Source organism: Thiohalorhabdus denitrificans (assembly GCF_001399755.1).
Lineage (GTDB): Bacteria > Pseudomonadota > Gammaproteobacteria > Thiohalorhabdales > Thiohalorhabdaceae > Thiohalorhabdus > Thiohalorhabdus denitrificans.
In genome coordinates, this window is the sequence record NZ_LJCP01000008.1 from 186636 (window position 1) to 205955 (window position 19320).

The following is a 19320-nucleotide window of genomic DNA, read 5'->3' on the forward strand; positions in this document are numbered from 1 at the left end:
CGGCCCGGGGGCTCAACCTCCCCCGATGCGGGCCAGGATATGGCGGAGGCTGTCAGCGGTGGGGGGCTTCACCAGGTAGTCGTCGAAGACATCGGTGGGCTGGTCGGGAAACTGGGAGGGGGGGTGGCCCGAAAGGGCCACCAAGGGCGTGGCGCCAAGCTGCTCGCGGAGCCGCCGGGCCACCTCGAAGCCGGACTGGTCGGGCAGCCCGATGTCGATCAGCGCCAGGGCGGGCCGCACGCTGGGCGCCAATTCGAAGGCCTGCTCCCCGGTGGCGGCGTGGCGCCATTCGTAGCCCAGGACCTCCAGCAGGAAGCCCAGCGAGGAGGCCACGTCCGGGTTGTCCTCCACCAGCAGGACGACGCCCGATCCCTCCGGGGAAGCGCCGGCCTCTTCCCCGGACGCCTCCTCCGACAGGCCCACGGCCGGCAGGCGCACGCGGAATTCGCTCCCCTGGCCCGATCCGTGGCTGGTGGCCTTTACCTCCCCGCCGTGGAGCTCCACCAGGTTGCGCACCAGGGACAGCCCCAGGCCCAGACCCTGGCAGGCTAGCTGGTCGGGCTGCCCCCGCTCGAAGATCTCGAACAGGTGCGGAAGGTGCTCCGGGGCGATCCCCTGGCCCGTGTCCTGCACCACCACCTCCGCCTGGTCGTCCCTTGCCGACACGTTCAGCCGCACCGTCCCCTCCTCCGGGGTGTACTTTACGGCGTTGTCCAGCAGATTGCCCAGCACTTGGACCAGCCGGACCGGATCCCCCCGCACGCCCGCGGGCTGGTCCGGAAGCTCCACCTCCAGCCGCTGCCCCTTCCGCTCCGCCTCCGCGGCCACCGACTCCACGGCCTGCTGGGCCACTTGGCGCAGGTCCAGCTCCTCGTCGCGCAGGCTGATCCGCCCGGTCTTGACCCGGTTCAGGTCCAGCAGGTCCTCGGTGATCCGCGCCAGGTGGGCGCTCTGACGGGAGATGGTGGCCGCGGCCTCGCGCAGCCGCGGCGGATCCACCCGCTCGCAGTTGTCCTCCAGGTACTCGGCCGTGGTGGCGATGGGCGTCAGGGGATTGCGCAGCTCATGGCCGAGGGTAGCGAGGAACACGTCCCGACGGCGGTCCGCCTCGGCCAGGGCGTCCTGCGCCTCACGGCGCCGGGTGATGTCCTCGATGATGCCGATCACGCGCTTCGGGCGGCCCTCCCGGTCGGGCACCGAGGTGTCGGTGGCCTGGACCCAGACCGTGCGGCCATCCTCGCGCCGGTAGCGCTTCTCCAGGGTGACGGCCGGCACTTCACCCGAGCGGAGCTTCTCCAGGGCCGCCGCCGTCTCTTCCCGATCCTCGGGATGGGTCAGGTCCGCGACGGATACCCCCTGCTCCACCAGCCCGCCCGCATCGTAGCCGACGATTCCGGCGAAGGCGGGGTTCACCTCCAGGAGTCGGCCGTCGATGTCCATGATGGCGATGCCCACCCCGGCATGGCTGAAGGTCTCGCGGAAGCCGGTCTCGCTCTGGCGCAGGCGTTCCTCGGTGTCGGCGCGCTGGAGGCTGGCCGCCAGTACGTTCGCCACCGCCTGCAGGAAATGCACATCGTGGCGGCTGAAGGTATGGGAGTGCCTGGTAAAGGCCGCGAGGACGCCATAAGGCCCCTCCGGTCCCTGGATCACCACGGTCATGCCGCTGACCGCACCGTGCTCGCGGAGCAGCTCCGAGGGGGTGAAACGCGTCTCGGCGGCCAGGTCCTCCACGACCACCGGCCGCTCGGTGAGCATGGTGTAACCGCCGGGAGAGCCGTAGCCGTCGGGCTCGGTGGCGCTGCCCACTAGGCCTTCCCGCCATCCGTTTCCGCTTTTCAGGAGGAGGACCCCCACTTCCGGGTGCCATTCCAGGACCTTGGTGAGGTCGGCCTCGAGCAGTTCCCCAAGCATGGCCGTGGCCCGGTCGAAGAGCGCCTGGAGGGAAGCTCGGCGGAGCCCCGCTTCCCCCAGCTCGGCCACGGCCTCCTGCTGGCGCAGGCGCGCCCGTAGCTCCGCTGTGGAGGGATCCTCTCCGGAGCCGGGCGAACCATCCGTCGGAGGCCCCGGGGGGGAGGATTCGCTAGCGCTCATCACGGAACCCTTTGGCGGGAATGGAAAACGACCCCTTGCGGCACGGGGGGTGCCCAAAACCCATTAGATGGGGAAAAACCCGTGAGATCAATAGGCAGGCGCGATCCGCCCCGGTCCAGGTACCCTTGTACGGGCCTGGCCCGGAAAGGGGCCTAGGGGCAGTCCTCCCGGGCTTCCACCTGCCGGGTGCGCGGGATCCGGGCAGGATCCCAGGCTTCCCGGGCCCAGGCCCAGAAGCCGGGCAGGTCCAGGCGCTCCGCGTCGGGGGGGCTCGGCTGGCCGAGGAAGGAGAACGCCGCCACCAGCCAGGGAACGGGGTCGTCCTCCGGCAAGGCGGGGGCCCGGGTGGCCTTGGAGAGCTTGAGGCCCGTGGGGGTGGCGGCTACCGGAAAGTGGGCGTATTCGGGGGTGGACAGCCCCAGGCCGCGCTGCAGATGGATCTGCCGGGGCGTGGAATCCAGCAGATCCGCGCCCCGCACCACGTGGGTGACACCCTGCTCCGCGTCGTCCACCACCACCGCCAGCTGGTAGGCGAACAGACCGTCGGCGCGCCGCACCACAAAGTCCCCCACCTCCCGCCCCAGATCCTGCTCGAAGGCCCCCTGGACGGCGTCCACGAACCCGACGGACCCGTTTTCGGCACGCACCCGCACCGCGCGGGGTGCCTTGCCGGGCGGCAGGCCTTCGCGGCAGGTACCGGGGTAGACGGCTCCAAGCCCCCGGGCCCGGGCGGCTTCCCGGATCTCCCGACGGGTGCAGCCGCAGTCGAAGGCCAGCCCCGCCCGCCGCAGCTCCGTCAGGGCGTCCTGGTAGGCCTCGGCACGCGTGCTCTGGTAAAGTACCGCCCCGTCCCACTCGAAGCCGTAAGCCGCCAGCGTGCGAAGGATTTTTTCCGCCGCCCCGGGCACCTCCCGGGGGGGGTCCAGGTCCTCCATGCGCACCAGCCAGCGCCCACCCGCCGCCCGGGCCCACAGGTTGCTGGCCAGGGCCGCGATCAGGGAACCGAAGTGCAGGGGACCGGTCGGGGAAGGCGCGAAACGGCCGACGTATCCGTGCTCCATGCCCCCAATGATGCCCCCGGCCCCCCGCCGCCTCAAGCGGGCGGAGGGCCGGAGGCCGGAGCACCGAATGGGGCGAGGACCTCCCGCACCCTGGGAACGGGCGGCGCATGCCGCCGATTAATTCAAAAAACGAAAGCCTGACCCCCAACGCCGTGGCCCCCTTTTCCCACGAGGAGTCGCGTATGGCCGTATTCTCCATGGAAGCCCTGCTGAAGCTCATGGTGCAGAACCAGGGCAGCGACCTGTTCCTGAGCGTGGGCGCCCCGCCCGCCATGAAGATCGACGGCGAGATGCGCCGGTTCAAGGCCGAGAACCTGTCCCCCGAGGACACGGACCAGCTCGCCCGTGAGATCCTGGAAACCGAGCAGGCCTGGGAGGAGTTCCGCACCAAGGGCGGCGCCAACCTCGCCCTGTCCTACGACCACATCGGGCGCTTCCGGGCCAACGTCTTCCGCCAGCGCCACAGCGTCGGCATGGTGATCCGCCGCATCAACACCGAGGTCCCCACCTTCGAGGAGCTCAACCTCCCCGAGGCCCTCAAGGACATCGCCTCCTACAGCCGCGGCCTGGTGTTCGTGATCGGTGCCACCGGCTCCGGCAAGTCCACCACCCTGGCCTCCATGATCGACTACCGGAACCGCAACCACGCCGGGCACATCCTCACCCTCGAGGACCCCATCGAGTTCGTCCACGACCACAAGCAGTCCCTGGTGAACCAGCGCGAGATCGGCATGGACGCCGAGGACTGGGAATCGGCCCTGAACGACGCCCTGCGGCAAGCTCCGGACGTGGTGCTGGTGGGCGAGATCCGCAACCGGGAATCCATGGAGCACGCCCTGCACCTGGCCGACACCGGCCACCTGACGCTGGCCACCCTGCACTCCACCAACGCCGCCCAGACCCTGGACCGCATCCGCAACATGTTCCCCGAGGACCGCCACGATCAGATCCTCCAGGACCTGTCTCTCAACCTGCGCGCCATCGTCGGCCAGCGCCTTGCCCGGCGGCCGGAAGGCGGGCGCGCCGGTGTGGTGGAGATCTTCGTGAACACGCCCCGCGCCGCCGATTTCATCATCGGCGAGCAGTTCGGCGCCCTGAAGGATGTCATGGAGGAGGACCAGCAGTTCGGCATGCAGAGCTTCGACGAGGCGGCCATCCAGCTCTACAAGGAGGGCAAGATCGACGCCGAGGAGGCCATGCGCCAGGGGGATTCCGCCAACAACGTGCGCATCGCCATCAAGAACCACGAGCGCGAGCAGCAGGGCGGCGCGGCAGAGGGGGAGGAGAGCGGCCCCGAGATCCCGGACTTCGAGATCCAGGAGGAGGACCCGGATTCCGAGGGGTGATGCGCCCCATCCGGAGCGCCTCCCACCGGTTCTCCCTAATGGACTTTCCGGAGGCGAGGGGTTATGCCCGGATAAGGGACCTTGGCATCACGAGAGGAGTCTGTCATGGGACGCACCTACTGGACCCGCTTTTCCGCCTTTGCCCTTGTGCTCGTCCTGGCATTGGCCGGCTGCAACACCATGGAGGGAGCTGGCGAGGACGTCGAGGACGCCGGCGAGGCTACCCAGGACGCGGCCGATTGAGGGCCCTGCCGGCTAGCGCCGCACCCGCCCCCTGAGCAGGGCCTTCTCCCCCTCCACGAGCAGGAACAGGGCCACGCCGAAGGCCAGAATGCGGGCCCAATCCTGCCCGCCGATGGGGGCCGTCCCGAACAGGTACTGGAACGGCGTGCTGTAGGTAAACAGACCCTGCAGGACCACCAGCACCGCCACGGCCACCAGCACCGCCCGCCCTCCCTGCAGGCCCTGGCGCGTGACCACGGGCTCCAGGATGAAGCGGCTGTTGAAGAGGTAGAAGACCTGGCCCATCACCAGGGTATTGATGGCCACGGTCCGCTCCACCTCCTTGCCGGCGCCGTGGAGCTCCATCCACAGGAAGTGGCCGAAGGTCCCCGCCACCAGCAGCACCGACACGAACCCAACCCGCCAGATCAAGAAGCCCGAAAGCAGGGGCGCGTCCGCCGGGCGCGGACGGCGCTGCATCACCCCCGGCTCGGTGGGCTCGAAGGCCAGGGCCAGCGCCAGGGTCACCGCCGTGACCATGTTCACCCACAAGGCCTGCACGGGCGTCACCGGCAGGGTAACGCCGAGGAGGATGGCCGTTACGATGGTGAAGGCCTGGCCGCCGTTGGTGGGCAGCAGGAAGAGGATGGCCTTCTGCAGGTTGTCGTAGACGGTGCGCCCCTCCTCCACCGCGGAGGCGATGGAGGCGAAGTTGTCGTCCGCCAGCACCATCTCCGAGGCCTCCTTGGAAGCCTCCGTGCCCTTCATCCCCATGGCTACCCCGATGTCCGCCCGCTTGAGCGCCGGGGAATCGTTGACCCCGTCCCCGGTCATGGCCACCACCTCGCCGTTGGCCTGGAGGGCCTGCACCAGGCGCAGTTTGTGGCGCGGTGAGGCACGGGCGAACACGTCCACTTCCCGTACCATGTCCCGCAGGCGGTCGTCGTCGCTTTCCTCGATCTGGCGCCCGGCCACCGCGTCCCGGGCGTTGAGGCCCAGCTGGCCGGCGATGGCCCGGGCCGTGACGGCGTGGTCCCCCGTGATCATCTTCACCCGGATGCCCGCCCCCCGGCAGGCGGCCACCGAACGGATCGCCTCGTCCCGCGGCGGGTCAATGAGGCCCACCACCGCCAGCAGGGTAAGCCCCCCCGCCTCCACGTTGTCGAACTCCAGCAGGCTCTTTTCGGGGGACGCGTGGCCGGCCGCTATGGCCAACAGGCGTTGCCCCTGCCCGGCGATCTCGTCCATGCGCCGATGCCAGGCCGCCGCGTCGAGGGGACGGTCGCCGCCCGTGGCCCGCTCCCGGGTGCACAGCTCCAGGACCCGCTCCGGGGCCCCCTTGACGTAGATGTAGCCGTGGCCCTCGTGATCGTGGTGGAGGGTGGCCATGAAGTTGTGAGCGGAATCGAAGGGGATCACGTCGTCCCGCGGGTAGCGCTCGTTCACCTGCCGCTGGTCCATGCCCGCCTTCAGGGCCACGGTGACCAGGGCCGTTTCCGTGGGGTCCCCCTCGGGCCACCAGCCGTCCTCCCCCTCGTGCAGCCAGGCATCATTGCACAGCAGCCCCGCCCGAAGGGCTTCGGCAAGCACGGGCTCGGTATAGGGATCCACGTCCCCGCCGTCCCGGGTGAAGCTGCCATGGGGGGCGTAGCCCACCCCGCCCACCTCCACCTCGCCATCCGCGGTAACCAGGCTCTTCACCGTCATCTCGTTGCGGGTGAGCGTGCCGGTCTTGTCGGAGCAGATGGTGGTGACCGCGCCCAGGGTCTCCACCGCCGGCAGGCGGCGGATGATGGCGTTGCGCCCGGCCATGCGCTGCACGCCGATGGCCAGGGTGATGGTCATGATGGCCGGCAGGCCCTCGGGGATGGCGGCCACCGCCAGGCTCACCGCCGCCATGAACATGTCGGGCCCGGAGTAGCCCCGCACTACCAGCCCGAAGGCGAAGGTAAAGGCCGCCAGGACCAGGATGGCCACCGATAAGTGGCGGGCGAAGCGGCCGACCTGGCGGAGTAGCGGGGTCTGTACGCTCTCCACCTGGCTCACCATGCGGGAGATGCGGCCAATCTGGGTGCGCCCACCGGTGGCCACCACCACCCCGCGCCCCTGCCCGGCGGCCACCAGGGTCCCGGAATAGGCCATGCCGGCGCGGTCGGCCAGCTCCGCCTCCGGAGCCACGGGGGCGGTGCCCTTCTCCACCGGCTCCGACTCCCCGGTGAGGACCGCCTCGTCCACCCGCAGATTGTGGGCCCGGACCAGCCGCAGGTCCGCGGCTACCCGGTCCCCCGCGCCGAGGAGGAGGACATCGCCCGGCACCACCTGCTCGGCGGGCAGGGTCTGCTGCCGCCCGTCCCGCAGCACCTGCGCCCGGGGGCTGAGCATGCCGCGGATGGCGTCCAGGGCCCGCTCCGCCTTGCCCTCCTGGAAAAATCCAATGACGGCGTTGATCAGGACCACGCCCAGAATCACGCCGGTGTCCACCCCCTTCCCCAGGAAGGCGGTGCCCACCGCCGCGACGATCAGGATGTAGATGAACAGGTTGTGGAACTGGCGGAGGAAGCGCAGGACGGCGCCGGCGCTTTCCTGTTCTGGGATGCGGTTCGGGCCGTGCTCCTGGAAGCGGGAGCGAGCGGTTCCGGAATCGAGGCCTTCGGGGGAGGTCTCCAGGTCGCGGAGCACCTCCTCCACCCTCCGGGCGTGCCAAGCATTCTCGGCGTTCGCCAAGATCCGTCCCTCCGCCTGCTGCCACGCATGTCCGTGGGGCCGCCCGCCCGGTGGTGCCTCCAGGCGGGCACCCCTTTATAGCACCAGCCACGATGTCCTTGGGAGGGCCGGGGCAACCGCTCCGGTCTGGAATTGCCGAGGGGACACCCGTACCCTGTGCCGATCCCCGGCGAGCCGGCCGGGGACCGGAACGGAGGGATCCCAATGCGCTGGCCAACGGCCTGGGAACGGCTCGCCGCCGCCCTGCTGGCCGGGCTGCTCTTGCCCGCCCCCGCGGCGGCCCTGGAGTGCTCCGGAGAGCACGCCAGCCCGGCGGAGGTGAAGGGACTGGAGGGGGAGGCACCGCCGCCGGGCGAGGCGGTGACCGTACGCGGCCGCATCGGCGGCGCCTTCCTCGGCGAGGATCGCCTCGACGGCTTCTTCCTCCAGGCCCGTACGGACGGACGCCCCGCCGGGGTGTTCGTCTACACCCCCGAGTCCGAGCCCGGCTGGGCGGAGATCCTGCGTGCGGACCGGCGGGTGGTGGTGCGCGCCCGCACCGACCGCTACCGGGGCCGCATCCAGCTCCACCGGGTGAAGGCGGTGGCCGACTGCGGGGAGGCCCCCGTGGAGCCCATCGCCCTGGATTGGCCGCCCCAGGGTGGGCTGGAGGCGCTGGCCGGAGTCCGGATGCGCCTCATCGAGCCCCTGACCGTTACCGGCCTCCACGAGCTGGCCCGCTACGGCAGCCTCCACTTGGCCGCCGAGCGGCTCTTCCATCCCAACACCGCGCCTCCCGGCGATCCGGAAGCCCCTGTGCTCATCCTGGACGACGGCGCCTACGCCCGCGACCCCCACCCGGTCCCCCACCTGGGCCCGGAGGGGACCCGGCGGGTGGGCGCTCGCGTCGTCGACCTCACCGGCGTCCTGACCCACGCCTTCGAGGCCTGGCGTCTGCACCCCACCCAGCCCCCCGACTTCGAGGTCTCCAACCCCCGCCCCGACCCCCCCGAAGCGCCCGGGGACACGGAGCGCCGCGTGGGCTTCGTGAACCTCGGCAACTACTTCGTCACCACCGGCCGGCGCGGCGCGGATTCCGCGGCGGCCCGACGGCGGCAGGAGCAGGCCCTGCGCCGGCTGGTGGCCGGTGTCGGAGCGGACGTTCTGGCGGTGGTGGAGCTGGAGAACCGCCCCGGCGCACTGGCGGCCCTGGCGGAACGGGTAGGCGGGGAGTCCTACCGGGCCGTGGAGGGACCGGAGCGGTTGGGGAAGGACGTCATCCGCAATGCCCTCCTCTACCGCCCCGACCGGGTCCGCCCCGTGGGGCCGCCGCGGGTGGCCCGCGACGAGGCCTTCGTGCGCCCGCCCCTGGCCCAGCGCTTCCGCAGCGAGGAAGGCCACGGCTTCACGGTGGTGGTCGCCCACTTCAAGAGCAAAGGGGGATGCCCCGAGACGGGGGACGTGGACCGGGGCGAGGGGTGCTGGAGCGACCGCCGCCTCCGGGAGGCCCGGGCCCTGGCCGAGTGGGCCGCCGAGCTGCCCGGGCCCGTGCTCCTGGCCGGGGACCTCAACGCCTACGGCCGGGAGGCCCCCATCCGCCACCTGCGCCGGGCCGGCTTCCGGGACCTCTTGCGCGCCACTCTCCCCCCCGGAAAGCGCTATACCTACGTCTACCGCGGCCGCAGCGGCTACCTGGACCACCTGCTGCTGCGCGGCGGCCCGGAGGCGAAAGCCGGCCACTGGGCGGTCAACGCCGACGAGCCCCGGAACGTCCCCGCACCGGATACGGTCTGGCGGGCCACGGACCACGACCCCGTCTGGGTGGACCTCTCCGCCTCCGAACCGTGAGAGCCTGGAAGACCGGGGCAGGCCTGGCGACCCGGCACCGAGTGGCGTAGGCCTAGTTGCCGGCCTCCGTGTTGGCGTGCCGGGGCTTGGTGGCCTCGAACTGCCGCTTCTGCTCCTCCGTGGCCTCCCGCTGGTACCGCTCCTTCCATTCCCCGTAGGGCATGCCGTAGATGACCTCGCGGGCCCGGTCGTAGTCCATGGCCACATCCCGTGCCTGGGCCTCGGCCAGATACCACTTGGCCAGACAGTTGCGGCAGAAACCGGCCAGGTTCATGAGGTCGATGTTCTGGACATCCGTGCGCTCCTGCAAGTGCTTGACCAGGCCCCGGAACGCCGCGGCCTCCACCTCCAGACGTGTCTGCTCGTCCATGACAGCCTCCCAAAATGTCTTACCCGGATACGCTCAGGCCTCGCAGGCCTTCCAACAGATCCCATTATCCCGCATTGCTCGGTATCCCGCCCAGGGGCGGTAGCCCCCGGAGCGGCCCCGCCCTGGACCCATGCCAGATTTTCCGGACAAAGAATTGATTCAGTTTGCTTTACAGTTTTCCCCGACAAACTTGAGAAAATGAGGCCTTCCTACCGACAAAAATCATGACAACCGATTCTCCCCTTTTTTCTTGGTTTTCGTTGTGTCTACACTGACCTCCAGCGAAAAACACGAATGGCTGGCAGGCCCTTTCCAGTTCCGTTGCGACGCCGACCAGCACCCTTCATCCCCGGTCCGGGACCTGCCCTTGGATCCTCCAGCGCCGCCGCCCGAGGAGCCGTCCATGCACTACAAAAACGTATCCGATCTGAGCCGGGACCTCTTACACAGTTCTCCGCGGATACCGAAAGATGTGGACCTGATGGTCGGCGTACCGCGGAGCGGCATGTTGGCGGCAAGCCTGCTCGCCACCCACAGGAACCTGCCCCTGATCGATATCGACGGCTTCCTTCGCGGGGCGGCCCCCTGGTTCGGTGACACCAAGGTCCTGCCCCCCCACCTACGGTTCGGAAGTAGCTGGGAGGCCCGCCGGGCCCTGGTCCTGGACGATTCCATCCTGAGCGGGGGCTCCATGGCCAGGGTGACCGAACGCCTCAAGGCCTCCGGCCTCCGGGAGCGGTGCCTGACGGCCGCCGTCTACTACGACCCCGCCTCCCGCTACGACCTGGACTTGGGCCTGGTCCCCCTCGACCCCCCCCGGGTCTTCGAATGGAACCTCATGCACAAGGACCTCCTGAACCATTCCTGCGTGGACATCGACGGCGTCCTGTGCCGGGACCCGACCCCCGAGGAGAACGACGACGGACCCCGGTACCGGGCGTTTCTGGAGGAGGTACCGGCCTGGCACGTCCCGAGCCAGACCATCGGGTATCTGGTTACGAGCCGCCTGGAGTGCTACCGGGAAATCACCGAACGGTGGCTGCGGAACAACGGGATCCGGTTCAATCACCTGTACATGATGGATGTGGATTCCGCGGAGGAAAGGCGGCGCCGGGGAAACCACGCCAGCCTGAAAGGCCGAATCTACAAGCGGCTTGACGCCAGGCTGTTCATCGAGAGCTCCCACCAGCAGGCCATGGAGATCTGCCGGACCTCCGGCAAGGCCACCCTTTCCTACGAGAAGGGGGAAATCCTGTGTCCCGGAGGCATCCGGGCGGCGGTTGCCAACGGCCGGGAAGGGGCTCGGCAAGGCGGCTGGACCCGCCACATCCCCGAACCGGTGAAATTCCTGTACCGAAAATGCTTTCCCCCCTTCGGCATGGCCCGGCACGGCCCCTAGGTTGCCGGGCTCTTCCCCTGCCTACCTGGCCCCAGAACCGGGCCACGCCCAAGGAGGTTTCCATGCGGAGCAACGAAATGGCACTGGCGGCGCTCCTGACGGGCCTTTTGGCCCTGCCGGCCGCGCAGGCTCGGGCCGAGGCACCCATCACCGCGGGCGAGGTGATGGGCAACAACTGCCTCACCTGCCACGGCAGCAAGGGCCAGGGACCGGGATCCATGCCCTCCATCCGGGACTTCACCGAGGAGGGGCTGGTCAACAAGATGACGTCCTTCCGGGAAGGGCGGGACGACGACGCCACGGTCATGGACCGGCACGCCGCCGGGTACACCGACGAGCAAATCCGGGCCATCGCCGCCTACATCGCCAACCTGGATTGAGGGGGACCCGTTATGCCTGAAAAACCTTCCGCGAATGGCGTCTGGACACGGCGCCGGGTCCTGCAGGCCGGGGGCGCGGCCGGCCTGTGGATGGCGCTCGGCGGACCCACCGTTGGGGCCGCGGCACGCTCCGCCTCGAAGCGGGTGGTGGTGGTCGGCGGCGGCGCGGGGGGCGCCACCTGCGCCAAGTACCTGCGCAAGTACGACCCCTCCATCCACGTGACCCTGGTGGAGCGCGATCCCCGCTACTACACCTGCTTCGGGGGCAACTGGTACCTGGGCGGGTTCCGCGAGCTGGATAGTCTGGGCCACGGCTATGAGGGCCTGGAGAAGGAGCATGGGGTCAAGGTGGTCCAGGACACGGTCACCGGCTGGGACCCCGAGAAGGGCCGCGTGGAGCTGTCCGAGGGCGACGCCTTGGACTTCGACCGCCTGGTGGTCTCTCCCGGCATCGACATCCGCTGGGAGGAGGTGGAAGGCCTGGACGAGGAGGACGCCGAGCAGGTGCCCCACGCCTGGGTGGGGGGTGAGCAGTACCGCATCCTGCGGAACCAGATCGAGGACATGGAGGACGGCGGGACCGTGGCCATCTGCCCGCCCGCCGACCCCTTCCGCTGCCCGCCCGGCCCCTACGAGCGGGCCAGCCTCGTGGCCCACTACCTCAAGGAGCACAAACCCCGCTCCAAGGTCCTGATCCTGGACGCCAAGGACAAGTTCTCCAAGCAGGGTCTGTTCGAGGAGGGCTGGGCCGAGCTCTACGGCGACCTGATCGAGTGGGTGCCCGGTTCGGAGGGCGGCGTGATCCACCGCGTGGAGCCCGGGGCGCGCAAGGTCCTGACCCAGGAAGGCTTCGAGGAGCACGAGGTGGACGTGCTCAACGTGATCCCGCCCCAGCACGCGGGTCGGGTCGCCCGGGATATGGGCCTCACCGACGACTCCGGGTGGTGCCCGGTGGACCAGCGCACCTTCGAATCCACGGTCCAGCCGGGCGTCCACGTCATCGGCGATGCGGCCATCGCCGGGGACATGCCCAAGTCCGGCTTCGCTGCCAACAACCAGGGCAAGATGACGGCGGCGGCCATCGTCTCCCAGTTCCGGGGCCACGACGTGCCGAATCCCTCCCTGGTGAACACCTGCTACAGCCTGGTGGGCCCGGAGTACGGCATCAGCGTGGCCGCGGTCTATCGCTACGAGGACGGGGAGCTACGCAGCATCGAGGACGCCGGCGGCGTGAGCCCCAGCGATGCCGACAGCTTCTTCCGCATGCGCGAGGCCCGCTACACCCGCGGCTGGTACGAAGCCATCACCGACGACATCTTCGGCTGAGCCGAGGGCAACGGGGGAAGGGGCCGCTCAGCCGCTTTCCCCGCTCCACTTGTAGCTCTCCACCACCCCATCCTCGCGGAATTGGATCTCCAGGGTCTGGAGCCGGGCGTCCGACAGCCCCGGCAGGGTGCCCCGGCCGTGGTAGTAAAGCCATTCCTCCAGACGCGTGCCGTCCGGCTGGACGGACTGCCCCGTGCTGACCGGCTCCCCGAGCCAGCGCCGCACCTCTGTGCGCTGGGTCTCCCCCACCTCGACCCGCTCCTCGAAAGTCGCCAGGTCGAAGTCCTTGCCGATATCCACGGCGGCGCAGCCGCCCAGCAGCGCCACCGCCCCGAGTACGCCCACGATCCGCATGCGCATTGCCGCCTCCCTTTCCTGGCCTTCTTGGTCATGCCCCCGACAGGGGCGGCCGCCCCTTCCCCGGGCCGGCGTCGTACAGCCGCAGCGCCCAGCGGCCCGTGGCCTCCTCCCGGCGCAGGATGTAGATCCCCCCGTCCCCGGCACGCACCTTGAGATACAGGTAGCCGCTGCCGGGCCAACGGTCGAGCACCACCGCCACCTCCTGGCGGCGTCCCCCGAGAAAGAAGGCCCGGGGCGCCTCCTCCGGCCCGGCGCCGGGCTCCACGGTGACCTCTTGCATCGGGCCACCCCGTCAAGCGGAATCCAGCGACCCAGGATCCTACAGAAACGGCCGTAGCCCAACCCGGGAAGGGAGCCGCCTCAATTCTTCGCCCCGCCCGACCGCTTGAGGAAGTGACGGATCAGCTCATGCCCCGCCCGGGAGGCCCATTCCCGCTCGCCGAGGGCCTTGCCGAGAAACCGGCCGTCCCGTCCGATCAGGTAGGTCTGGGGGAAGGCCGTGACGTTGTATCGATTGCGCACCTCTCCGTCGGGATCGAGAAGCACGGGGAAGGATATTCCCAGCTTCTCGGCCATGGCGCGCACCTTGTCCGGGCCGCCCCGGTCCACGTTCACCCCGATGACCGTCAGGCCCCGGTCGCCGTATTCCTGCCAGAGGCTCTCCAGGGCCGGCATCTCGTCCCGGCAGGGCTTGCACCACGTGGCCCAGAAGTTAAGCAGAATAAGGTCCCCCTCGTAGCGTTCGAGGGCACGCATTTCCCCTTCCGGGCCGGGCAGGGCGAAGTCGGGAGCGGCGACCCGAGTACGTGGCTTATCGATGTTCAGCTCCTGGATCCAGCGCTCTGCCTCGCCCGTGGCGCTGCCCGCCCAGGCAAGCAAGAGGATCATCAGCGGCGCCCAACCAAGCCTCACCCGAAAGCGCATCAATCTTCCCCGTTTTTGGCGTGCTTGCGGAGATACGTGACCACCCGCTCCCGGTCCGTGCCCGTGAGGGCCTTCATGCCGCGCTCTTCCCTGCGCTGGTCCATGAGCTCGAGGTAATGCCGCCACTGGTCGTAAGTATGGCGCTCCGGATGGGGAAGGGCGTGGCAGCGGCTGCACTGGTTGCGGAAGGCCGCTCCTTCGGCGGATTCCGCCTCGGGAATGGGCGTGCCCGCCCCCGGTCCCTGGCAACCCCCCGCGACCAGGAGTCCAGCCAAAATCACGGGCGCCGCCGCCGTCCCCGGTTGTCGCCTAGAAGCCGAGCGCATCGGCCGCCCCTCCGGGTTGTTCCCGCCCCGAGCCGTCCTGGTAGCGCACGCTGGCCCGGGTGGGTAGCTCGAAGTAGTAGGTGGCCATGACCCGATAAGACTCCTGCATCTGCGGCCCGTTGAGGTCCTGATACACCGGAACCGAGCCCTGCAGATCCACGATGTGCATCGGCGCGGGCTGCCATTGGAAGCCCCCGGTGAGCCGGGCGCTGGTGCCCCCGTAATGGTCCGGATCGTAGAGCGGGGTCAGGTAGGGGGATTCGCCGTCTCCCCGGACGGCACGACCCGAATCCCCCCGCTCGATGGCGTCCGCCTCTCCCGCAATGTCCTGGCTGTGCTCGGCGTTGAGCTGGAGCTGGAGCACCGTGTCCGAGCGCACCTGGTACATGGCGTAGAGGTCCAGGTTGGCCCGGTCTCCCAGGCGGTAGCCCCGCTCGTTGTCGTGGACCCGGGCAGTGTAGGTGGCGTTGGCGCCCCACCAGTAGGGGGAGCGGGAGCCCTGGTAGAGCAGTCCGAGGATGGGGTCCCATGTGCCGGAACCGAGCTGCATGCCGTAGGGAAGCAGCTCGTCCCGCCGGGCGGGCATGGGATGGTCCCGGTTCCGCTCGCCGATGGATCCGGTGGGCAGGCTCAGCCCGGCCAAGAGGGAAACCTGACGGGTGGGGATGAGCGGGTCATCGTAGTGGAGGCGGTATTTCGTCATGAGCATGGTGTCCCCCATGCCCTCGGAGTGCATGGTGAAACCGTCGGTACCGAGCCGGCTCTCCATCATGGCGTTTAGCTCCATGGGCATGCGGTTCTGCTGCCACATGAACATGAGCCCGGCGAAGAAATCGTCCGTGAAGCTGTAGCCCGCGGCGAGGTTCACCATGGTCATGTCCATGGAGGTGGGCACCGCCATGTAGCCGCCGGCCTGGGGACTTCCCAGCAGCTCGTCGGAGGACACTTCGTCGGTTCCGTCGCGCAGGCCGTCCATGTGCATGAACATGGGGCTGACCTTGAACCGGAACTCGTAGGTGGCGGGAACCCCGCCCCCGGGAATGTTCATGGGCATGTTGCCGCCGCACTTGGCGCAGCACAGTCCCACGTAGGCCTGGGCCGCCGGGCTGGCCAGGGCCAGCGCCAGGCCGGCCCCGGCCCAGGTACGCAACCCGCTACTCCCCTTTCGCATCACCTTCCTCCCCGTCGCCGCCCGGTCCGTAGCGCCCCCCCTCAATAGATATCCACTTGCCGCTGGAGCCAGCGTATGTAGGCCAGGACCTCCCGCGCCTTCTCCCCGTCCATGTGGGGCTGCGGGGGCATGTCTCCGAACTCCCACAGGTGCTGCTCGGTGCCCTCCTGGATCACCCGCACCAGGCGCTCGTCGCCGTGCTTATTGGGATCGTAGTAGGGATGCAGAAGGGGCGGACCTTGACCCGTGCCGACGCCCTTGCGGCCGTGGCAGCCCACGCAGCTCGTGCGGAACAGCTCCTGTCCCTGCCGGTATCGCTCCGGTACCTCTACCCCGGGGGGCTTTACCTGGGCGCCCCCCGAATCCCCGGCCCCGCCGCAGGCGGCCAGGGCCAACGCCGCTACGGGCAGCACCATCATTCCGGCTCTTGCCATGCCGTGCCTCCTCAGGTTTCCAGGGCCCGCCCCTTGGGCCGCAGCCGGTTAAGGTTGCGGCGGGCGATGAGGTAGAACCAGGTGGGCACCACCACCAGGTTGAGCAGGGTGGAGGTGACCAGCCCGCCGATCAGGACCCAGGCCAGGGGCTGCTCCATCTCCTTGCCCACCGGCGAGCCCAGCACCAGCGGCAGGACCGCCAGGGCGGTGGTGGCCGCCGTCATCAGGATCGGCCCCATGCGCTCGCGCGCGCCAAGCCGGGTCAGCTCGTCCGGATCCGTGACGCCTTCCTCCATCAGGCTCTGGTAGCGCGCGATCAGCAGCAGGCCGTTGCGGGTGGCGATGCCGAACAGGGCCACGAAGCCGATCAGGGAGGAGACGTTCAGGGTGATGCCGGTGGCCATCAGCGCCACCACCCCGCCGATCAGGGCCAGGGGCAGGTTGAGCATGACCAGCCCGGCCAGGCGAACGTTCTTCAGGGCCTGCAGGAGCATGACGAAGACCAGAAGCAGCACCAGGATCCCGGCCCACACCAGGCGCTGGGTGGCCCGCTGCTGGCCCTCGTACCCGCCGCTGATCTCCATGGAGTAGCCGGCGGGCATGTCCAGGCCCGCCAACTTGGTCTGGGCGTCATTGATTACGCTGTTGAGGTCACGCTCCTGGACATTCCAGGACACGGTGGCCCGGCGCATGCCGTCCTGGTGGCGGATGAAGAATGGCTCGTCGCCAACCTTCAGATCCGCCACCTCCCCGAGCGGTACCAGACCGCCGCCGGCCGCCTCCAGCGGCAGCTCGCGCAGGTCCTCCAGGGAATCGCGCGCCGATTCCTGGAAGCGCAGAAGAAGGTCGAAGCTGCGCGAGCCTTCGAACACCCGGGAGACCCGTAGGCCGTTCAAAGAAGCCTCCACGCTGCGCGCCACCTGCGCGGGACGCAGCCCGTAGCGGCTGGCCGCCTCGCGGTCCACCTCTACGCGTAGCCCGGGGACCTGGAGCAGCTGGGAGGTGCGCAGGTCCACCACCCCGGATACATCGTCAAGGCGGTCCCGGGCCCGGGCGGCGAGGTCCTCGAGGCGCTGGAGGTCCGGGCCGTAGAAGTCCACCACCACCTGGGACTGCACGCCGGTCAGCAGCTCGTACATGCGGTGCTCGATGAACTGACCCACGTTCACGGTCAGCCCCGGGAAGTCGGCCATGGTCTCGCGCAGCGAGGCCATCAGCGCGGGGCTGTTCTCCGCACCCTCCTTCAACCGGATATCGAACTCGCTGAAGTTCACCGGCATGGCGTCCTCGTCGAGGCGGGAGCGTCCGGCGCGGTGGGTCACCGTGGCGATCTCCGGGTGGCGCTCGCGCAGCACCCGCTGGATGGCGTCGCCGGTGCGCAAGTTCTCCTGCAGGGAGGTCCCCGGCGGCTGGGTGGCGGCGATGACGATGTTGCCCTCGTGGAAGGCGGGCAGGAAGGAACGGCCCAGGTTGGGGATGACGGCGATGGCCGCCACCACCAGCAAGACCACCACGCCCAGCACCAGGTGGGGCAGCCGCAGGCATCCGCCCAGGATGCGGACATAGCCCCGGTCCAGGGTGCGGATGGTCCAGCCCATGTCTCCCGTGAGGGCCCGGTCACGCCGGGCCAGGAACAGATAGGCGAGCACCGGGGTCAGGGTCACCGCCACGGCCAGCGAGGCCAGCAGGGACAGGATGTAGGCCGTGGCCAGGGGGCTGAAGATGCGGTTCTCGATGCCCACCAGGAAGAACACCGGCACGAACACCAAAGCCACGATGAAGGTGGCGTAGACCACGGGGCTGCGCACCTCCACGGTAGCGTCCAGGACCACCCGAGCGGCGGGGGCCGGCTCCTCGCGCCCGCGGTTCTCCCGCAGCCGGCGGAAGATGTTCTCCACGGTGATGACGGCGTCGTCCACCAGCTCGCCCACAGCGATGGTCAAGCCACCCAGCACCAGGGTGTTGATGCTCACGCCGAACAGCCACAGCACCACCAGCGCCGTGAGGATGGACAGCGGCACCGCGACGAAGGCGATCAGCGAGGGCGTCCAGCGCAGCAGGAAGCCGAGCAGCACCAGCATGACGATGAGCAGGGCCTGCCAGACCGCCGTACCCATGTTGCCCAGGGCGTCCTCGATGTAGCTCGCCTGGCTGAAGGTGGTGTCGATCAGGCCCGTGCCCTCCGGCAACGCCGGCTCGAAGTCCCGCAGGGTCTCCATAACCCGGCGGTCGGTGCCCAGGGTATCGGCGCCGTACTGCTTGGAGACGGTGGAGACCACCGCCGGCTCGCCGTTTACCCGGGCCTCGCCGCGCTTGATGGCCGCCCCCAGCTCCGTGGATCCCAGGTCGCCCAGGGTGACGGGGACGCCGTCGCGCATGGTGACCGGCACCGCCCCGATGTCCTCGGGGTCGGAGACCAGGGCGTCGGCGCTGACCGTGTACTCCTGCTGGCTGCTGGGGTACAGGAAGGCCCCGGGGCGCAGGGCGTTCGCCTGGCCAACCGCCGCCATAACGTCCTGCATGGGGACCTGGAGCTGGGCGAGGCGCTGGGGATCAATCAGCATCTGGTACTGCTTGCGGTCGCCGCCCTGGCTGACCACGGAGGCCACCCCATCCCGGCCCAGCAGGCGGAAGCGGAGCTCCCAGTCCGCCAGGGTACGCAGCTCCTTGGCCGGGAAGCCGGACACGCCGCCGGGCCGGTCGGTCTGTCCCGCACTACCCTGCCCCGCCTCTGCGGTACCGTGCTGATGGCCGTCCTCGCCTTCCGCCTGGCCATGGTCATGCTCATGGTCGCCCCCTCCGTCCCCGCCATGGCCGCCCTCCTCGTGGGCGTGCGCCACCGAGCCGGCCAGGTTCGCCTGGGGGTCGTTGCCGGCCGCCGCGGAGCGAGCCTCCGGTCCCTTGTCGGCGGAGGAGCCCACCAGGGCGAACTTGTGCAGCCAGCTGATGGCCGAGGTAACCGGCATGGGCTCCGGCGCCTGGACACCCTCGGGCAGGTCGCCGCGCACCAGCTGGAGACGCTTCTGGACCAGCTGATTGGCGTCCCAGATGTCGGTTCCCCACTCGAAGACCACCGTCACCTTGGACAGGCCCACCGAGGACTCCGAGCGCACCTCCGCCACCTTGGCGGTACCCAGCAGGGAGGACTCCAGGGGCAGGGTGACCAGCCGCTCCACGTCCTCCGCCGGGAAGCCCGGGGCCTCGGTCTGGATCACCACCTGGGGCGGCGCGAATTCCGGGAATACGTCCAGCGGCATGCGGGTGGTGGCGAACCCGGCCAGCACCAGCAGGGCCAAGCTTCCCAGGATTACCGAGAGGCGATTGCCCAGCGCCCAGCCAACCAATTTCCGGATCATGTC

17 protein-coding genes are annotated in these 19320 nt (G+C 69.6%); 6 read left to right on the top strand and 11 right to left on the bottom strand.

Annotated features, from left to right (window positions below):
• Positions 1-12: 12 nt before the first annotated feature.
• Both AN478_RS14695 and gluQRS read right to left on the bottom strand, forming a co-directional pair.
• Positions 13-2091 carry an ATP-binding protein gene (locus AN478_RS14695; RefSeq protein ID WP_082432872.1) on the bottom strand — a complete coding sequence of 693 codons (2079 nt, stop codon included), beginning with the start codon at positions 2089-2091 and terminating at the stop codon, positions 13-15.
• A gap of 152 nt (positions 2092-2243) precedes the next feature.
• Positions 2244-3152: a tRNA glutamyl-Q(34) synthetase GluQRS gene (gene gluQRS, locus AN478_RS05855; protein ID WP_054965676.1), complete on the bottom strand. Its 909-nt coding sequence runs from the start codon at positions 3150-3152 to the stop codon at positions 2244-2246.
• Positions 3153-3334: 182 nt separating this feature from the next.
• On the opposite strand from gluQRS, the gene AN478_RS05860 reads away from it, so the two are divergent.
• Together AN478_RS05860 and AN478_RS13500 are read left to right on the top strand one after the other, a co-directional pair.
• Positions 3335-4498 (top strand): PilT/PilU family type 4a pilus ATPase, encoded by a 1164-nt coding sequence (locus AN478_RS05860; RefSeq protein ID WP_176758767.1) that lies wholly within the window; start codon positions 3335-3337, stop codon positions 4496-4498.
• 105 nt (positions 4499-4603) lie between these two features.
• Positions 4604-4741 (top strand): entericidin A/B family lipoprotein, encoded by a 138-nt coding sequence (locus AN478_RS13500; protein WP_082432874.1) that lies wholly within the window; start codon positions 4604-4606, stop codon positions 4739-4741.
• A 12-nt stretch (positions 4742-4753) separates the two neighbouring features.
• On the opposite strand, the gene AN478_RS05865 is transcribed toward AN478_RS13500, so the two are convergent.
• Positions 4754-7444 carry a cation-transporting P-type ATPase gene (locus AN478_RS05865; protein WP_054965677.1) on the bottom strand — a complete coding sequence of 897 codons (2691 nt, stop codon included), beginning with the start codon at positions 7442-7444 and terminating at the stop codon, positions 4754-4756.
• A gap of 204 nt (positions 7445-7648) precedes the next feature.
• On the opposite strand from AN478_RS05865, the gene AN478_RS05870 reads away from it, so the two are divergent.
• A complete protein-coding gene (locus AN478_RS05870) occupies positions 7649-9271 on the top strand; it encodes an ExeM/NucH family extracellular endonuclease (RefSeq protein ID WP_054965678.1) in 1623 nt (540 codons plus the stop codon).
• Between the two features lie 52 nt (positions 9272-9323).
• Here AN478_RS05870 and AN478_RS05875 read toward each other — a convergent pair whose 3' ends face one another.
• On the bottom strand, positions 9324-9641 hold the full coding sequence (locus AN478_RS05875; RefSeq protein ID WP_054965679.1) for a DUF1244 domain-containing protein: 318 nt from the start codon (positions 9639-9641) through the stop codon (positions 9324-9326).
• A gap of 472 nt (positions 9642-10113) precedes the next feature.
• Here AN478_RS05875 and AN478_RS05880 point away from each other — a divergent pair, with 472 nt between their 5' ends.
• From AN478_RS05880 to AN478_RS05890, 3 genes are all read left to right on the top strand, one after another.
• Positions 10114-11040 (top strand): orotate phosphoribosyltransferase, encoded by a 927-nt coding sequence (locus AN478_RS05880; protein ID WP_231627343.1) that lies wholly within the window; start codon positions 10114-10116, stop codon positions 11038-11040.
• 62 nt (positions 11041-11102) lie between these two features.
• A complete protein-coding gene (locus AN478_RS05885; RefSeq protein WP_054965681.1) occupies positions 11103-11420 on the top strand; it encodes a c-type cytochrome in 318 nt (105 codons plus the stop codon).
• A gap of 12 nt (positions 11421-11432) precedes the next feature.
• Positions 11433-12746: an NAD(P)/FAD-dependent oxidoreductase gene (locus tag AN478_RS05890; RefSeq protein WP_054965682.1), complete on the top strand. Its 1314-nt coding sequence runs from the start codon at positions 11433-11435 to the stop codon at positions 12744-12746.
• Positions 12747-12773: 27 nt separating this feature from the next.
• On the opposite strand, the gene AN478_RS05895 is transcribed toward AN478_RS05890, so the two are convergent.
• The 7 genes from AN478_RS05895 to AN478_RS05925 all read right to left on the bottom strand — a co-directional run bounded on the left by AN478_RS05895 (position 12774) and on the right by AN478_RS05925 (position 19317).
• On the bottom strand, positions 12774-13106 hold the full coding sequence (locus AN478_RS05895; RefSeq protein ID WP_054965683.1) for a hypothetical protein: 333 nt from the start codon (positions 13104-13106) through the stop codon (positions 12774-12776).
• Positions 13107-13134: 28 nt separating this feature from the next.
• The gene (locus AN478_RS05900; protein ID WP_054965684.1) at positions 13135-13386 is read right to left on the bottom strand and encodes a hypothetical protein; all 252 of its coding nucleotides are present in this window, start codon (positions 13384-13386) and stop codon (positions 13135-13137) included.
• Positions 13387-13466: 80 nt separating this feature from the next.
• A complete protein-coding gene (locus tag AN478_RS05905; RefSeq protein WP_176758766.1) occupies positions 13467-13994 on the bottom strand; it encodes a TlpA disulfide reductase family protein in 528 nt (175 codons plus the stop codon).
• Between the two features lie 35 nt (positions 13995-14029).
• On the bottom strand, positions 14030-14305 hold the full coding sequence (locus AN478_RS05910; protein ID WP_143004146.1) for a hypothetical protein: 276 nt from the start codon (positions 14303-14305) through the stop codon (positions 14030-14032).
• A gap of 34 nt (positions 14306-14339) precedes the next feature.
• A complete protein-coding gene (locus AN478_RS05915) occupies positions 14340-15527 on the bottom strand; it encodes a transporter family protein (protein ID WP_054965687.1) in 1188 nt (395 codons plus the stop codon).
• 41 nt (positions 15528-15568) lie between these two features.
• On the bottom strand, positions 15569-15961 hold the full coding sequence (locus tag AN478_RS05920) for a c-type cytochrome (RefSeq protein ID WP_082432876.1): 393 nt from the start codon (positions 15959-15961) through the stop codon (positions 15569-15571).
• A gap of 11 nt (positions 15962-15972) precedes the next feature.
• Positions 15973-19317, bottom strand: a complete 3345-nt coding sequence (locus AN478_RS05925) for an efflux RND transporter permease subunit (protein WP_054965689.1) — start codon at positions 19315-19317, stop codon at positions 15973-15975.
• Positions 19318-19320 lie beyond the last annotated feature (3 nt).

Excerpts from the sequence above, each read along its gene's own strand:
- AN478_RS14695 (WP_082432872.1), bottom strand. The coding sequence starts at position 2,091 with ATGAGCGCTAGCGAATCCTCCCCCCCGGGGCCTCCGACGGATGGTTCG.
- gluQRS (WP_054965676.1), bottom strand. The coding sequence starts at position 3,152 with ATGGAGCACGGATACGTCGGCCGTTTCGCGCCTTCCCCGACCGGTCCC.
- AN478_RS05860 (WP_176758767.1), top strand. The coding sequence starts at position 3,335 with ATGGCCGTATTCTCCATGGAAGCCCTGCTGAAGCTCATGGTGCAGAAC.
- AN478_RS13500 (WP_082432874.1), top strand. The coding sequence starts at position 4,604 with ATGGGACGCACCTACTGGACCCGCTTTTCCGCCTTTGCCCTTGTGCTC.
- AN478_RS05870 (WP_054965678.1), top strand. The coding sequence starts at position 7,649 with ATGCGCTGGCCAACGGCCTGGGAACGGCTCGCCGCCGCCCTGCTGGCC.
- AN478_RS05875 (WP_054965679.1), bottom strand. The coding sequence starts at position 9,641 with ATGGACGAGCAGACACGTCTGGAGGTGGAGGCCGCGGCGTTCCGGGGC.
- AN478_RS05885 (WP_054965681.1), top strand. The coding sequence starts at position 11,103 with ATGCGGAGCAACGAAATGGCACTGGCGGCGCTCCTGACGGGCCTTTTG.
- AN478_RS05890 (WP_054965682.1), top strand. The coding sequence starts at position 11,433 with ATGCCTGAAAAACCTTCCGCGAATGGCGTCTGGACACGGCGCCGGGTC.
- AN478_RS05895 (WP_054965683.1), bottom strand. The coding sequence starts at position 13,106 with ATGCGCATGCGGATCGTGGGCGTACTCGGGGCGGTGGCGCTGCTGGGC.
- AN478_RS05900 (WP_054965684.1), bottom strand. The coding sequence starts at position 13,386 with ATGCAAGAGGTCACCGTGGAGCCCGGCGCCGGGCCGGAGGAGGCGCCC.
- AN478_RS05905 (WP_176758766.1), bottom strand. The coding sequence starts at position 13,994 with ATGATCCTCTTGCTTGCCTGGGCGGGCAGCGCCACGGGCGAGGCAGAG.
- AN478_RS05915 (WP_054965687.1), bottom strand. The coding sequence starts at position 15,527 with ATGCGAAAGGGGAGTAGCGGGTTGCGTACCTGGGCCGGGGCCGGCCTG.
- AN478_RS05920 (WP_082432876.1), bottom strand. The coding sequence starts at position 15,961 with ATGGCAAGAGCCGGAATGATGGTGCTGCCCGTAGCGGCGTTGGCCCTG.
- AN478_RS05925 (WP_054965689.1), bottom strand. The coding sequence starts at position 19,317 with ATGATCCGGAAATTGGTTGGCTGGGCGCTGGGCAATCGCCTCTCGGTA.